Annotated in this window: 14 protein-coding genes; 8 read left to right on the forward strand and 6 right to left on the reverse strand. The window is 70.1% G+C overall.

Annotated elements, in window-relative coordinates; all coding sequences use genetic code 11:
* Positions 1-63: 63 nt before the first annotated feature.
* Positions 64-1,563, forward strand: coding sequence for a cardiolipin synthase (cls, locus tag MRBLMI12_RS08385; protein ID WP_363355602.1), 1,500 nt, complete (start codon positions 64-66; stop codon positions 1,561-1,563).
* A gap of 115 nt (positions 1,564-1,678) precedes the next feature.
* Positions 1,679-2,929: an endonuclease domain-containing protein gene (locus tag MRBLMI12_RS08390; protein ID WP_363355604.1), complete on the forward strand. Its 1,251-nt coding sequence runs from the start codon at positions 1,679-1,681 to the stop codon at positions 2,927-2,929.
* Between the two features lie 227 nt (positions 2,930-3,156).
* On the opposite strand, the gene MRBLMI12_RS08395 is transcribed toward MRBLMI12_RS08390, so the two are convergent.
* Complete coding sequence (locus tag MRBLMI12_RS08395) at positions 3,157-4,284, reverse strand: AI-2E family transporter (protein ID WP_363355606.1); 1,128 nt, start codon at positions 4,282-4,284, stop codon at positions 3,157-3,159.
* Between the two features lie 156 nt (positions 4,285-4,440).
* Between MRBLMI12_RS08395 and MRBLMI12_RS08400 the strand changes: the two genes are divergently transcribed.
* The 3 genes from MRBLMI12_RS08400 to MRBLMI12_RS08410 are packed head-to-tail and all read left to right on the forward strand — an operon-like array spanning position 4,441 to position 5,639.
* The gene (locus MRBLMI12_RS08400; RefSeq protein ID WP_349425583.1) at positions 4,441-4,827 is read left to right on the forward strand and encodes an SHOCT domain-containing protein; all 387 of its coding nucleotides are present in this window, start codon (positions 4,441-4,443) and stop codon (positions 4,825-4,827) included.
* Between the two features lie 24 nt (positions 4,828-4,851).
* Entirely contained in the window at positions 4,852-5,268 is a 417-nt protein-coding gene (locus tag MRBLMI12_RS08405; RefSeq protein WP_349425584.1) for a DUF6325 family protein, read from the forward strand.
* Positions 5,269-5,294: 26 nt separating this feature from the next.
* The gene (locus MRBLMI12_RS08410; RefSeq protein ID WP_363355765.1) at positions 5,295-5,639 is read left to right on the forward strand and encodes an SHOCT domain-containing protein; all 345 of its coding nucleotides are present in this window, start codon (positions 5,295-5,297) and stop codon (positions 5,637-5,639) included.
* Between the two features lie 73 nt (positions 5,640-5,712).
* Here the strand turns inward: MRBLMI12_RS08410 and MRBLMI12_RS08415 are convergent, their stop codons facing one another.
* Positions 5,713-6,633, reverse strand: coding sequence for a potassium channel family protein (locus tag MRBLMI12_RS08415; protein ID WP_363355609.1), 921 nt, complete (start codon positions 6,631-6,633; stop codon positions 5,713-5,715).
* 114 nt (positions 6,634-6,747) lie between these two features.
* Between MRBLMI12_RS08415 and MRBLMI12_RS08420 the strand changes: the two genes are divergently transcribed.
* Positions 6,748-8,091, forward strand: a complete 1,344-nt coding sequence (locus tag MRBLMI12_RS08420; RefSeq protein ID WP_363355611.1) for an ion channel protein — start codon at positions 6,748-6,750, stop codon at positions 8,089-8,091.
* On the opposite strand, the gene MRBLMI12_RS08425 is transcribed toward MRBLMI12_RS08420, so the two are convergent.
* Both MRBLMI12_RS08425 and MRBLMI12_RS08430 read right to left on the reverse strand, forming a co-directional pair.
* Positions 8,080-9,180, reverse strand: coding sequence for a DUF998 domain-containing protein (locus MRBLMI12_RS08425; protein WP_363355613.1), 1,101 nt, complete (start codon positions 9,178-9,180; stop codon positions 8,080-8,082). The two genes, MRBLMI12_RS08420 and MRBLMI12_RS08425, sit on opposite strands and share 12 nt — an antisense overlap.
* A 45-nt stretch (positions 9,181-9,225) precedes the next feature.
* Positions 9,226-10,320, reverse strand: coding sequence for an AI-2E family transporter (locus MRBLMI12_RS08430; protein ID WP_363355615.1), 1,095 nt, complete (start codon positions 10,318-10,320; stop codon positions 9,226-9,228).
* 54 nt (positions 10,321-10,374) lie between these two features.
* On the opposite strand from MRBLMI12_RS08430, the gene MRBLMI12_RS08435 reads away from it, so the two are divergent.
* On the forward strand, positions 10,375-11,772 hold the full coding sequence (locus tag MRBLMI12_RS08435; RefSeq protein ID WP_349425590.1) for a DUF2252 domain-containing protein: 1,398 nt from the start codon (positions 10,375-10,377) through the stop codon (positions 11,770-11,772).
* 87 nt (positions 11,773-11,859) lie between these two features.
* Here the strand turns inward: MRBLMI12_RS08435 and MRBLMI12_RS08440 are convergent, their stop codons facing one another.
* Positions 11,860-12,474, reverse strand: a complete 615-nt coding sequence (locus MRBLMI12_RS08440) for a TetR/AcrR family transcriptional regulator (RefSeq protein ID WP_363355617.1) — start codon at positions 12,472-12,474, stop codon at positions 11,860-11,862.
* 80 nt (positions 12,475-12,554) lie between these two features.
* On the opposite strand from MRBLMI12_RS08440, the gene MRBLMI12_RS08445 reads away from it, so the two are divergent.
* On the forward strand, positions 12,555-14,180 hold the full coding sequence (locus MRBLMI12_RS08445) for an amidohydrolase (protein WP_363355619.1): 1,626 nt from the start codon (positions 12,555-12,557) through the stop codon (positions 14,178-14,180).
* Between the two features lie 263 nt (positions 14,181-14,443).
* On the opposite strand, the gene MRBLMI12_RS08450 is transcribed toward MRBLMI12_RS08445, so the two are convergent.
* Complete coding sequence (locus MRBLMI12_RS08450; RefSeq protein WP_363355621.1) at positions 14,444-14,866, reverse strand: MmcQ/YjbR family DNA-binding protein; 423 nt, start codon at positions 14,864-14,866, stop codon at positions 14,444-14,446.
* Positions 14,867-14,880: the final 14 nt, after the last annotated feature.

Below are 14,880 nucleotides of genomic sequence, written 5' to 3' on the forward strand. Positions count from 1 at the left end.
CCGACGCCCCGGCGCGGTGTCGCGTTGCTGTGTCCCGCCGCGGAAGGGTGCCACACTACGGACGTGGACTCCACCTTCCTCGCCAATCTGTCCTGGTCCCTCGCCGTCCTCGTGCATGCCGCGATCGTCATCACCGCGCTCATCGTGATCCCCCGCGGCCGCAAGCCCACGGCGGCGATGGCCTGGATCCTGCTGATCGTGATCCTGCCTGGGATCGGCGTGGTGCTGTATCTCGTGATCGGCAGCGTGCGCCTGCCGGCGAAGCGGCGGGCAGAGCAGGCGCGCATCGACGGGATCATCCGCGACAGGGTGGGCGCGAACGGGCTGCAGCAGATCGAGGCCGACTGGCCGCGGTGGTTCCAGCGCGTCGTGCAGCAGAACGAGACCCTCACCGCCCTGCCCGCGTCAGGGGGCAACGACGCCTCGCTCTTCGGCGACTACCAGGCCTCGATCGACGCGATGGCGGCCGAGATCGACACGGCGGAGACCTTCGTGCACGTCGAGTTCTTCATCGTCGCGTGGGACGACACGACGCGCGGCTTCTTCGCCGCCATGGAACGCGCGGTGGCTCGCGGCGTCACCGTGCGCCTGCTCGCCGACTACGTGTCGACCCGCAGGCTCGGCAACTGCAAGGCGACGCTGGCGGAACTGGACCGCATCGGCGTGAAGTGGGCGTGGATGCTGCCGGTGATGCCCTTCCAGGGCAAGTACCAGCGCCCCGACCTGCGCAACCACCGCAAGATCGTGGTCGTCGACGGCCGCGTCGGCTTCATGGGCTCGCAGAACCTGATCTCGCGCGACTACGACTCCGAGAAGAACATCAAGCGCGGGCTGAAGTGGCAGGAGCTCATGACCCGCCTGACCGGCCCGGTGGTCTCCTCGGTCAACGCCGTGTTCCTCTCGGACTGGCTCATCGAGACGGGCGAGGACCTGTCGGCGACCGAGCAGCTCTCCCCCGCCGCCATCGAGGCGGCGCGCGGCGCCGGTGGCGAGCCGGCGACCGCCGGCGACGGCCTGCTGTGCCAGGTCGTGCCGAGCGGGCCGGGATACGACACCGAGAACAACCTGCGCCTCTTCCTGTCGCTCATCTACGGCGCGACCGAGAAGGTCATCCTGACGAGCCCGTACTTCGTGCCCGACGAGGCGATGGTCTATGCCATCACGACGGCCTGCCAGCGCGGCATCGAAGTGCAGCTGTTCGTCTCCGAGATCGGCGACCAGTTCATGGTGTGGCACGCGCAGCGGTCGTACTACACCGCCCTCCTCGAAGCCGGTGTGCGGATCTTCCTCTACCCGGCACCGTTCATCCTGCACTCGAAGCACTTCTCGATCGACGACGACATCGCCGTGATCGGCTCGAGCAACATGGACATCCGCTCGTTCAGCCTCAACAGCGAGGTCTCGCTGCTGGTGCGCGGCGAGTCGTTCGTCGCCGGCATGCGCGAGGTCGAGCAGGGCTACCGCGACGCGGGGCGGGAGCTCACGCTGGAGGAGTGGCGGCGCGAGCCTGCGAAGGCCACGTTCCTCGATGGCCTGATGCGCCTCACCTCCGCGCTCAACTGACCCGCGCTGCTGCTCAGGCCGCGGCACGCCGAGAATCACGGATGCCGTGGGCCGCGGCATCCGTCCAGGACCCTCATTTGAGGAACTGAGCCGAGTTGAGGAACAGAATGCGGGTGTGGGCCCGCATTCCGGCGCTGATCCTCAATCGAGGCACGCTGGAGACAAGCGGCGGCGTCGAGCTCGAGTGCGATCGATCCGGTCGCGCGCAGGCGGTCCACGCCGTGGGCTGTGCCCCTCATTTGAGGAACTGAGCCGAGTTGATGAACAGAAGGCGGGTGTCGGCCCGCATTCCGGCGCTGATCCTCAACCGAGGACCCAAGTGGTGATGCCGTCGGACGGGACCGAGAGCAGCGCATCGTTCGCGGCGATTCATGCTTCGGCGAGAGGGATGCCGTGGCTAGCGCCAACGCCTCCTCCACAGTCGCTGCCCGACACGGTCTGTCACCAGATCCGGCCTGGAGCACTGCCTGCGATCCTGCTCGCGCGCGAGGCTCGAATCGTGCAGACGACCACCGACCCGGCATGGCTGACCACGGTGCGAGAACATGACGGCATCGCTCGCCAGTCCCTGCTTCTCGGCCGGCAGACGAGCAAACGCGAACTCAAGGATGCCGTCGCGAGCGGTGCGCTCGTTCGCGTCCGGCGATCCTGGCTCGCTCTGCCCGATGCCGACCCGCTCCTGGTCGCCGCCGCCCGGGCAGGGGTTGCACTCAGCTGCGTCACGCGTGCGGAGCGGCTCGGGCTGTGGGTCCATGGAGACTTCACGAAGCCTCACGTCGCGGCGCCGCCGTGCTCGGGCGGGGTCCGGATCGAACAGGACGACGCGGACGCTCCGAAGGCGACGGTGCACTGGTTCACCCCAGTCGTGCCACGGCCACCGCACACCCTCGAGGACGGCATCGAGAACACGCTCATCTCGATCGCGTTGTGCCGGCCTTTCGAATACGCACTCGCCACGTGGGAGTCGGCGTTCCGCACCGGCCTCGCCGATCGGGAGGTGATCGGGCGGCTGAAGCTGCCGCGGATCGCGCGCGACCTGCTCAGCGAATCCACTCCGTTCGCCGACTCCGGGCTCGAAACGATCGTGCCGCGCCGACTTCGTTGGCTGCGCGTGCGGATCGTGCCGCAGGCGTGGCTGCACGGCCATCGCGTCGACTTCCTTCTCGGACAGCGGCTCGTGCTTCAGATCGACGGCGGCCACCATGTGGGCGCGCAGCGTGATTCCGACAACCGTCACGACGCCGAGCTCATCCTCCGTGGCTACCACGTCATCAGGGTGGGCTATCGCCAGGTCATGGACGACTGGCCCGGCGTGCAGCAGCTGGTGATGAACGCGGTCGCGCAGGGTCTGCACCTCGCTCGCTGAGCGCCACAGAGCTCGAGCCGGGCCGCCGCCGCCGCCGCCGCCGGAGCATACGGGGCGTTCGCCCGTAGAAGTCGGTTCTCGCGGTCCTCAATTGAGGATCAGAGCCGAGGTGAGGAAGGAACAACGCCACAGCACCCTCATTTCGGCGCACATCCTCAGTTGAGGAACCGGAGATACCCCGAAGGGCACGGATGCCGCTGGCCGCGGCGCCCGCCCGCTGCGGCGGGTCAGACCTTGAGGTTCTGGCGGGGGACGACGACCTCGCGGATGATCAGCAGGATCGATGCCATGACGGGCAGCGCCACCAGCACGCCGACGACGCCCGCCAGCGCCCCGCCGGCCAGGGCGCCGATCAGCACCAGGGCGGCGGGGATCGCGATCGCCTTGTTCATGACGCGGGGGCTGATGACGTACGACTCGAGCTGGATGTAGATCAGGTAGGCGATGAAGAAGATGAGGGCCTGGGTGGGGCTCGAGAACAGCGCGATGATCGAGGCGAAGATCCAGAAGATCACCGAGCCGAAGAGCGGGATGAGGGTGATCACGAACGCGATCACCGCCATGAGCGCCGGAAAGGGCAGCCCGATCACCACATGCAGGATGAAGACGGCCGCGGCGTTGAGTGACGAGAGGATCACCGAGCCGATCAGCGCGCTGCCCACGGAGCCGGTGATGCGCTCCGTGAGGTCCGCCAGGCGGACGCGGCTGTGCGCCGGTGCCAGGTCGTAGAGCGCGCGCTTGGCCGCGGAGAGCGACGCGAGGAAGTAGAGGGTCAGGGCGATCACGATGAAGCTCGCCGAGATCCCCGCCACGAAGCCGACACCGACGGCCAGCACTCCCCCGCCGAGCATCGCGATGGTCGACGGGGCTGAGATCCAGTCGGCGAGCTGGCCCAGACCCGTGAGCACCGCGGTCTGTGCGTCGGGAGTGAGCTGCGCGAACCAGTCAGACTGCGGGATGTTCTCGACGCCCTCGGGGATGGCCGCGACCAGCTGCACGATCTGCGCGATGACGGGCGGGAGCACGAAGACGAAGAACGCGACCGCCACGAGGGCGAATCCGCAGAACACGATGGCGATGCCCGCGCCGCGCTTGACCTTGTGGCGCTCGAGCATCCGCACGATCGGGTCGAGCCCGAGTGCGAGGAACATCGCCAGCACGATGTAGACGAGGATGGTCGAGATCGAGCCGATCGCCGAGCCGAGCACGAGTGCCGCCAGCACGCCGATCGTCACGAGGAAGCCCGTTGCGAGCGGATGATCGAGCGCCGCCATCACGTTGGAGAAGCGCCGCGGGCGCTCTGCGACGACCGCAGGCACCACGTCGGCGTCGGAGCCCTCAGGTTCATCGGTCATGGGGCCATGATGCCGCTAAGCGGTCAGGAAAGCTTCGAAAATCGGTCATCCCGGTCCGGCGTGTTTGGCGGTAGTCTCCGACCAGGGCAGCCGCGAGGGACGCGGTGGCCATAACTGCACAGCGACGGGTCGACCCCGTCGAGAAAGCTGGTATCCATGGGCGGCTTCTGGGATTTCATCGCCTGGATGTTCTGGATCTTCGTGTTCGTCGCGTACCTGATGGTGATCTTCTCGATCATCGGCGACCTCTTCCGCGACGACAAGCTGAACGGCTGGCTCAAGGCCGTCTGGATCCTCTTCCTGATCTTCGTGCCCTTCCTCACCGCGCTGGTCTACCTGATCGCGCGGGGCAACGGCATGCAGAAGCGCTCGATCGCGCAGGCACAGGAGCTGCGCTCCGCTCAGGACGCGTACATCCGGCAGACCGCGGGCTCGGGGGCGAGCGCCGCCGACGACATCGCCAAGGCGAAGTCGCTTCTCGACTCCGGCGCGATCACCCAGGCCGAGTTCGACAGCCTCAAGGCCAAGGCGCTGGCTGTCTAGCCGGCACCCGAGACAGGAGAAGACATGACGACTTTCGATTACGGCCCCATCGAGTTCTACGCGATCGCGTTCGAAGGCGACCGCCCCGGCCCGGCGGTGCTCCAGGCGATCGACGACCTCGTCGCCTCCGGCACGGTCAATGTGCTCGACCTCGTCTTCGCCCGGCGTTCGCCGGAAGGAGAGCTCGAGGTCCTCGAGCTCTCCGACACGATCGACGACGGCGCGCCGTCGCTCGACCTCGCGGGGCTCGCGGGGCAGGACGACATCCTGTTCCTCGCGGAGAGCCTCGAGCCCGGTTCGTCCGCAGCCATCCTCGTGATCGAGCTGCTGTGGGCGAAGGCGTTCGCGTCGGCGCTCTACGACGCCGGCGGCGCCGTCATCGCGCGCGAGGGCATCCCCGCACCGATCGTCAACGCGTTCCTCGCCGAGAACGCCGACTGAAGGAGGAAGACATGCCACTGAGAAGAATGGGCCGTCCCGGTCTGATCGGCATGGCCGCCCGCACCGCTGTCGTCGCTGGCACGGCGACGGCCGTCTCGGGCAGCGTTCAGCGCCACCAGCAGGAGAAGGCCTACAACGCGCAGGAGCAGCAGGCGTACGAGGCCCAGCAGCAGCAGGCCGCGATGGATGCCGCCGCCGCTCAGGCTGTCGCCAACGCGCAGGCAGCGACCCCGGCCGCTCCAGCCGCTCCGGCGGCTCCCGCCGCCGGCGACGACATGATGGCCAAGATCACGCAGCTCGCGCAGCTGCACGCACAGGGCATCCTCTCCGACGAGGAGTTCGCCGCAGCGAAGGCGAAGCTGCTGTCCTGAGCATCGCTTCGAACGAAGAAGGCCGCGTCCATCCGGACGCGGCCTTCTTCGTGTCACCTGCGGTCGCGGGCGATCATCCGCCGGGGCGTTCGTCTCCGCCGTCGCCGAGCGATCCGTGGTCATCGCCGTGGTGCGCGCCCTCGCCGTCCGCACCGCCTGCGCCCGCACCACCCGCGCCCGCACCGCCACCGACCGCACCGCCGGCGCCCGCACCGCCTGCACCGCCCGCGCCGGCACCGCCCGCACCACCCGCGCCCGCGCCGCCTGCGCCCGCACCGCCCGCACCGCCTCCGCCGGCGGCGCTCTGCGCCGTGAGAGCGTCGATCTTCTCCATCAGCGCCCGCACCTGCGCACGCGTCGCTGGCTCCTGGTCGTCGTGTGCGCGCGACGCGCGCTCGAGCACCCACGAGGCCAGGGTCGCGGTGATCACGCCGGCCAGCGCCACCCCTCCGAGCATGAGCGCCACGGCGACCCAGCGGCCGGCATCCGTCATCGGCACGTAGTCGCCGTAGCCCGTCGTCGTGACGGTCACACACGCCCACCACACCGCGATAGGGAAGGTCGTGATGTTCGCGTCGGGAGCGTGACGCTCTGCTTCGAGCACCGCGAGCGACGCGAGGTAGATCAGGATGACGGAGGCGCCGGCGCCGTAGACGAGGATCTGCGTGCGCAGCACACCGCCCGCGGTCGTCTTCATCCCCGGCAGCCGGGTCATGAAGCGCAGGAGGCGAACGAGGCGCAGGACGGGGATCAGCGCGAACGTCAGCGCAGACAGGTGATGGCGGAACCACCATCGCCGATTCTTCGCGAGCGCCAGGCGCACGAGGTAGTCCGCGATGAACATGGCCCAGGTGACCAGGATCACTGTCGACGCGACCGCCCGGCCAGGACCGTGCAGATCCGCGATCACGCGCCACGAGTACGCGACGAGGTACGCGAGTGAGGCGATCATCAGCGGCACCTCGGTGCGCTTGTGCCAGGCGGTCTCCTCCACATGCGAATTGTGCACCGGATGTCGCCACCCGGGGCACCGGCGCGCCCGCCGCCGCGCAGGATCGCCTCGCGCGGCAGTCGCCCCACTCGCACCGCTACCGCTATCGTGTGCCCCATGCCCGGCCCCACCGCCGCCTCGCCCGCACCGGCCACGCCGCCGGGTCCGCAGCTGACCGTCCGACGCCTGGTGCTGCTGTCGATCCCCGCTCTCCTGATCGGCGTGCTGTCGGCGCTGTCGCTCTGGCTGCTCGAGCAGATCGCCGATCGACTCGACGACGTGCTGTGGACGAACACGCCTCAGGCGCTGGGCATCGCCCCCGACGCACCGTGGTGGATCTTCACGGTGCTGACGGCGACCGGCATCGCGGTCGGCCTCGTCGTGTGGCTCGTGCCCGGCCATGCCGGCCCCGACTCCGCCACCACCGAACTCGCCGCGAAGCCGCTGCAGCTGTGGGTGCTGCCCGGCCTCGTCGTCGTCGTGATCCTCAGCCTCGCGGGCGGGGTGAGCCTCGGCCCCGAGAACCCGATCATCGCCGTCAACGTCTCGCTCGCGATCGCGCTCGTCGCGCGCATCGCCAAGGCGGTGCCGCCCGAGCTCACCGGCGCGCTCGCGATCTCGGCCACGATCGGCGCGCTCTTCGGCACCCCCGTCGCCGCAGCGCTCGTGTTCACCGGCATGGTCGGAGAGTTCAAGATGGGCGGGTCGCTCTGGGACAAGCTGTTCCTCCCGCTCGTCGCGGCCGGAGCCGGGTCCGTGACGACCTTCCTGCTCGGCGGCGGATTCGGCACGGCGACGCCCCTCGCCCCCTACGGGACGCCGCAGGCCTTCGACCTGCTCCTCGGCGCGATCGTCGCGTGCGCCGCCGCCGCTTTCGGGCTCGTGGGCATCTACCTCTTCCCGCTCGTGCATCGCGCGTTCCACGCGCTGCGGCATCCGATGCTCTACATCACGCTCGGCGGGGTGGTGCTGGGGCTGCTGGGGATGATCGGCGGACCGATCACGCTGTTCAAGGGCCTCGAGCAGAGCGGCGAGCTCCTCGCCGATCCCGATGCGTATCCGCCCGGTCAGCTGGCGGTGATCCTGCTCGTCAAGATGGCGGCGCTCGTGGTCGCGGCGTCCGCGGGTTTCCGCGGCGGCCGCATCTTCCCGGCCGTGTTCCTCGGGGTGGCGGCCGGCATGCTGGGCGGCGCGCTGCTGCCGGGCCTGCCGCTGTCGCTCGCCGTGGCGTGCGGAGTGCTCGGCCTCGTGCTGGCGATCGCCCGCGACGGCTGGGTGGCGCTGTTCGTGGCCGTCGCGATGGTCGGCGACATCACGGTGCTGCCGATGCTGTGCATCATCGTGCTGCCCACCTGGCTCGTCGTCACCTGGGCGCGCGAGATGCTCATCACCCCCGCCGACCTCGCGCGCGAGCGCCCGGAGGCCTCGCTCCCCTGGACCGGAGCCCGCTCAGCCGGCTGACGGCTCGCGGCGCGCGTCGTGCGCCAGGGCGGCCGCATTGCGGATGAACAGCACGATCCAGGTGAAGACCAGGATGCCGGCGACGAGCTCGACGGCCGTCAGCGTGTAGTAGCCGATGAAGAAGAACACCGCGAGCAGCAGCGTGACGGCGAGGAAGAGCCACCCGAGGGCGACGAAGGCCCGCGGCATCGACGGGATCCACCGCGGCAGCGCGATGACGAGCACGCCGAACGCGACCACCATGCCCGATGCGACGCTGGTGTGGAGCGCGAAGAACCGGTCCACGGGGAACAAGCCGACCATGCCCAGGAACACGCCGACCACGATGAGCGAGATACGCACGCGGGCGATGCCGTGGGGGTTGGTGGTGGGGATGCCGCGCGTGGAGTACCGCGCGAGCGTGGTCACGAGGAAGCCCGCGACGATGATCGTGATGTTGAACGCGAACGCCGACACGTTGGACGACATGCCGAGAGCGCTGAGGTTGTCCTTCCACCAGTTGGGGTCGCTGGCGGTGAGCATGCTGGCGAGCACGCCGAGGACGAGGAACACCGCGAGGACGACCGCGAGCAGCTGCAGATCCATGTGGGTTGCGGAGTAGAACGCGAGATACGCCGTCATCGCCGAGGTGGCGCCGGCGAGGATGAGCACGGGCAGCGCGAACACCTCGGCACCGATGAACGCGTCTTCGAGGATCACGGCCAGCAGCGTCCAGCCGAGCAGGGCGATGACGGCGTGGGCGAAGGCCAGTGCCGCGACGTCGACATAGTCGAGGGGCTTCAGGCGCCGGTGCACGCCCTGCCGGTGGGCGAGGATCCGGCCGCCGATCACCGCGAGGAACGCCACGACGCCCGACGCGATCGCCGCGAACTGCCCCACCGAGCCCGGGCCCGAGATCGGCGCCGCCTGGAAGCCGAACGCGACCATCGCCACGAGCGCCACGACGATGAACGAGACCGCGCCGACGCCGAGGGCGAGGGACTCGAGCGAGCGCTCGCTGACCCGGTCGAAGACGCGGGGCCGGTGCGGCCGCGACGGATCCGCCGGCTGCCCGTCGGGTGAGGGCAGATCGAGCGAGGTCTGAGTCATGACTGCCTCCGTGAGGATGTGATGCGGACGGTGTGGAGCGGTCGATCAGGGATGCATCAGCGGATCGCGCGCCGCCGAGGCCGGCGTGGCGGTGCGGTCGCCCGACAGCCACCGCAGCCACAGCGACCCCGGATCTCCCTCGAGCACGAGCGCCCGGACGAAGAGCGTGAGGGGGATGGACAGGATCGCGCCGAGCGGGCCGATCACGAATGTCCAGAAGATGACCGAGAAGAAGCTCAGCGTCAGGCTGAGGTCGACCGCGTCGCTGACGAACTTCGGCTGCACCAGCACCTGCAGCACGACGTTGACGACAGAGTAGATCGCGATCACGGCGAGCAGCATCGGCCATCCGCCGACCACGAAGGCCAGCACGGCGGGCGGGATCAGGCCGAGCACGAAGCCGATGTTCGGGACGAAGTTGGTCACGAAGGCGAGCACGGCCCACACGATCGGCGCCGGTACGCCGAGCGCCCAGAGCGCCAGGCCGTCGATGATCGCCACGACGGCGCCGAACGATGCGTTCACGACGTAATAGCGACGGATGCCGGTGTTCAGGCGTCGGATCCGGGCCAGCGCGGGGCGGCGACCGGTGCCGAACACGCGCTCGGCATCGCGATACCGCGCCGCGTCGGCCGCCATGAAGATGATGTAGGACACGACGAAGAAGAGGGCGGTCGCGACGCCGATCACCGTGCCGCCGACGCTGGAGACGAGCCGGACGATCGCGGAGGGATCCAGGACGGATGCCGCGGCATCCGTCGCCTCTCCGTCGAGTCCGACGGACTGCAGCCATGACACGAAGCCGTCGGCGCTGCTGCGCAGCTGGTCCACGTAGTCGGCGACCAGCCGGGCGAACTGCACGCCGGCGACCCACAGCAGCAGTCCCATCACCACGAGCACGAGGTAGGCGACGAGGATGACGGCGGTGGTGCCGGTCCAGCGCGGCCAGCCGCGGCGCTCGAGCGGCCGGCGGACGGGTTCGCAGATGACGACGAGCACGACCGCGAGCGCGAGCGGTCCGATGAGGCTGCGGGCGAAGTACACGCCCGCGAGGATCACGACCGTCGTCGCGAGGACGAAGAGCACGCGCAGCCCCGGCGAGAGAGCGGGAGGCGGAGGGGCGGGCGCGGGGCGGGTCACGCGGTCAGGGTATCGCCACTTACGAGCGGTGCACCGCAGTGCCACACTGGGCGCATGTCAACCACCGCCGAGTCGCCGATCGGGCGCACATGGGCTCCTCTGCCGTCCTATGCCGACCACGTGGCGGAGGGTCGCACCGCACGTGAGCAGAACCCTCGCGAAGCGCTCGCCGAGCTGCCCACGAACGATCGCGATCCGATGGGCATCCTGGACGCCCAGGACGCGGACCGCGTCCCTGAGCTCGTTCCCCTGCGCACCGAGCGCATGGCGGCCAGCGCCTTCGCGTTCTACCGGGGAACCGCCGCCCTCATGGCCGCCGACCTCGCCCGCTCGCCGAGCAGCGGCGTGAGCGTCGGGTCGTGCGGCGACGCGCACGTCTCCAACTTCGGGCTGTACGCGTCACCGCAGCGGACCCTCGTCTTCGACCTCAACGACTTCGACGAGTCCGCGTGGGCGCCGTGGGAGTGGGACGTCAAGCGACTGGTCACCAGCATCGTCATCGCCGGGCAGTCGACCGGGCGCTCCGACTCGGTGGTCCGCGAGGCGTCGCTCGATGCGGTGCGCGTCTACGCGCGCTCGATCGGCGCGGGCGCCAAGCGCAGTCCCCTCAAGCGCTACTACGACCGCTTCGACGCCCTGGCCGCCGAGCGAGCCGTCGACGACGAGACGCGCGCGGCCATCGACTCCGCGATCAAGGAGGCCGAGAAGCGCACCGGCGCGCGGGCGGCGAAGAAGATGACGCAGCTCGACGCCGACGGGCGGATCGTCTTCGTCGAGGCGCCGCCGACGATGACCCACATCGACGCCGAGTCCGAGGAGCGCGTCCTCCGCGTCTTCGACCAGTACGTGCAGACGGCGAACATCGACATCCGAGCGCTCCTGCAGAAGTACCGTCTGTCGGACATCGCCCTGCGTGTGGTGGGAGTGGGCAGCGTCGGGACGAGGTGCTTCGTGATCGCCATGCAGGACGGCGACGACGGCGTCCTGCTGCTGCAGGGCAAGGAGGCGGGCAGGAGCGTGCTCATCGAGCACGGCAAGGCCGAGCAGCCGGAAGGCGTCTCGCGGTTCATCGACCAGTTCGGCGACGGCGGGCGCGTGGTCGGGATGCAGCGCATCCTCCAGGCGGTGTCGGACCCGTTCCTCGGTTATGTGGGCCGCACGACGTACGGGGCCCAGCGCGACTTCTACGTCCGCCAGTTCCGCGACAAGAAGGGCGGGTTCGACATGGACGCGCTCGATGACAAGGGGTTCCTCTGGTACGCCGACGCCTGCGCGGCGACGCTCGCCCGCGCACACGGCCAGTCCCCTGCCTCCGCCGCCGTGGCGGGGTATGCCGGAGGGGGTCGCGTCGCGGGCGAGGCGATCCTCGAATGGGCCTACGCCTACGCCGATCTCTCGCGCGCGGACTGGAAGCTGTTCCGGACGCACCGCGGCGTGGAGGCGGCCGCCTGAGCAGGCTTCACGCCGCCTGAGCAGGCTTCACGCCGCCTGAGCAGGCCTCACGCCGCCTGAGCAGGCATCACGGCGCCTGAGCAGGCCTCACGGCGCTTGAGGGCCTTCGATCCGCATGCGGAGAGAGGCGACGAGCATGTCGAGGCCGATCTCGAAGGCGGCGTCGCTGCGCTCGGAGCCCCCGGCCGCGCCCGCGATCAGCCGGCCGAGCGTCGCGGTGGGCACGTCCGGTCGCCAGATCTCGTCGGGCGACGCGAGGTCCATGCCGAACCCGATCGCATACGCATCGACGATGGCGACGATCGCGAGCACCTCGTCGTCGGCGACCCCTGCGGCGACGAGCGCCGTCGCGAGGCGGTCGTAGCCGGCGATCACATCTGGGTCGGTGATGGTCTTGCCGACGATGAGCGGCACGATGAGCGGATGCTCGGCGTACAGGCGCCGGAGCGCCCGCACGGTGCCGATGACCACGGCATCCCACTCCCCCGTGATGGCCGCGGGCAGATAGCGGCGCGACAGGCGACCGCGCATCAGCTCGACGATCGCGTCCCTGCCGTCCACGTGGTTGTAGAGCGATGACGGCGTCACGCCCAGCCGGCGTGCGAGGGCGTTCACGCCGAACGGCTCGCCCGAGTCGGCGAGGTCGATGGCGGCGTCGGCGATCAGCTCCACCGACAGCAGGTTCACTCTGGGTCTCGGCATCCGTCCTCCATGAGGCATAATAACGAACGGTATTCGTTTAGCGGACCGCGACGCGGTTCCGGGCACAGGGAGGTTCCCGCATGACCGCGACCGTCTACACCGGGGGGCGCATCTTCACCGCCGGCGCGCAGCCCTGGGCCGACGCCCTCGTCGTCGACGGCGACTCCGTGGTGTTCGCCGGCGACGCGGCGCGCGCGACTGCTGCGGCGGGACCGGATGCCGCCACCGTCGATCTGGGCGGCCGCCTGCTGCTCCCCGGCTTCACCGATGCGCACACCCACCTCGTCATGATGGGCGAGGCTCTCGGCCGGGTCGGGCTCACCGACGCGCGCACGCTGGGCGAGATCCAGGAGCGCCTTCGCGCCGCGCGCGAGGCCCGACCCGACGCGGTGCGCGTGCTCGGACGCGGCTGGCTCTTCGACTCCGTGCCCGGCGGCATCCCCACCGCCGCCATGATCGACGCGGCGGTCGACGACGTGCCGGTGTACCTCGACGCCAACGACTACCACTCGTGCTGGGTCAACACGGCCGCCCTCGCGGAGCTGGGCATCACCCGCGACACCCCCGATCCGCTCGGCGGCCGCATCGGGCGGGATGCCGGCGGCGAGCCCGACGGCATGCTCTACGAGACGGCGGCACAGGCGCACGCGTGGGCGTTCCTCGCAGAGCAGACCGACGACGACGACCGCGATGCCGCCGTCGAACGCACGCTCGCCGCCTACGCGGCGACCGGCGTGACCGGGGCGGTCGACATGGCGTTCGACGAGCTCGGACTCGCCGCGTTCCAGCGCGCCGCCGAGCGGCGCGGCGGGCGCCTGCCGCTCCGGGTCGCCGCGCACTGGTTCGTCGAGAACACCGGTGACGAGGCCGCGAATCTGGCGCAGGTCGCCCGGGCGGCGGAGCTCGCCGAGACGGTGCGATCACCGTGGCTGCGGGTGGTCGGCATCAAGCTCGTGGTCGACGGCGTCATCGATGCCTGCACCGCCGCGATGCGGCATCCGTATTCCAACGGCTCGAACGCCGAGCCCATCTGGCCGCTCGCCGACATGAAACCCGTCGTCGCCGCAGCCGACGCCGCAGGACTGCAGGTGGCGCTGCACGCGATCGGCGACCTCGCGAGCGACATCGCCCTCGACGCGCTCGAGCACGCGGCGGAGGTCAACGGACCCCGGGCCCGCCGGCACCGCATCGAGCACCTCGAGTACGCCGCGCCCGGCACCGCCGAGCGGATGGCGCGGCTCGGCGTGACCGCGTCGATGCAGCCCGTGCACGCCGACCCCGCGATCTTCGACAACTGGGCCGCGATGCTCGGCGACGAACGCGTCGACCGCGCCTTCGCGTGGCCCGAGTACGTCGAGGCCGGCGCTCTGCTCGCGTTCTCGACCGACGCGCCGACCGCTCCCCACGAGGCGCTGCCCAACATGTACATCGCGGCCACCCGCAAGTCGGCGCTCGACGGGTCGTTCGCGCCGCGGCATCCGCAGTTCGCGCTGCCCCTCGAGCAGGCCCTCGCCCACGCGACGAGAGATGCCGCGGCCTCCGTCGGCGACGGCGGGACGCGTGGGCGGCTCGAGGCGGGCCTCGCCGCCGACTTCGCGATCGTCGACGTCGACCCGTTCGCGGCGGGGCCGGAGTCGCTGCTCACGGCCCGCGTCGTGCGCACCGTCGTCGCGGGCGAGACGGTCCACGACGCCGGCACACTCTGACAGCGGCTTCGGGCGTCGCGGATCACGCGCTCGGTGACGCCGGCGCACTCCGACCGCCGCTTCGACAGGTCAACCACGCTTCCACAGGTCAACCGCACTTCCACAGGTCAACCGCACTTCCACAGGTCAACCACGCTTCCACAGGTCAACCACGCTTCCACAGGTCAACCACGCTTCCACAGGAGATCCGGTTGCCGAACGTCCTGTACAAGCCCGGTTGACCTGTTGCAGAGACCACGCGGAGCGCGGTTCGGATCCCGGGATCACGGGGCGGGAGACGCCGGCGGATGCTGGGCGAGCCACCCGTTCGCGACGTGCTTGGGCACCTTCAGCAGCCAGGCGTCGGTGACGACCTCGCGCAGTTGGGCCAGGTCGATGCCGTCGAGGCGTACGAGGACGGCGGGATACCCGTCGAAATGGGGGATGGTGAAGAACGCGTCGGGATAGGTCTCGAGCAGCGCCCGCTTCACCTGCTGCCCGTCGGTCCGCACACCGACGACGTCGCCTGGCGGCCATTCGCGCCCGAGCGCCGCCAGCTGCTCGAGGTCGCGTCCGCTCGGCCCGCGCTGCCACACGAACGCACCGGCGGGGGTACGCCAGGAGGCCCCGCCGCGGTGACCGTCGACGCGCTCGACCACCTCGGGAAACCCGAGCGCGATGGCGCGCACGTCGTCGAGAGTCGCCATGAGCACCATCATGC

The organism is Microbacterium sp. LMI12-1-1.1, assembly GCF_040676455.1.
Taxonomy (GTDB): Bacteria; Actinomycetota; Actinomycetes; order Actinomycetales; family Microbacteriaceae; genus Microbacterium.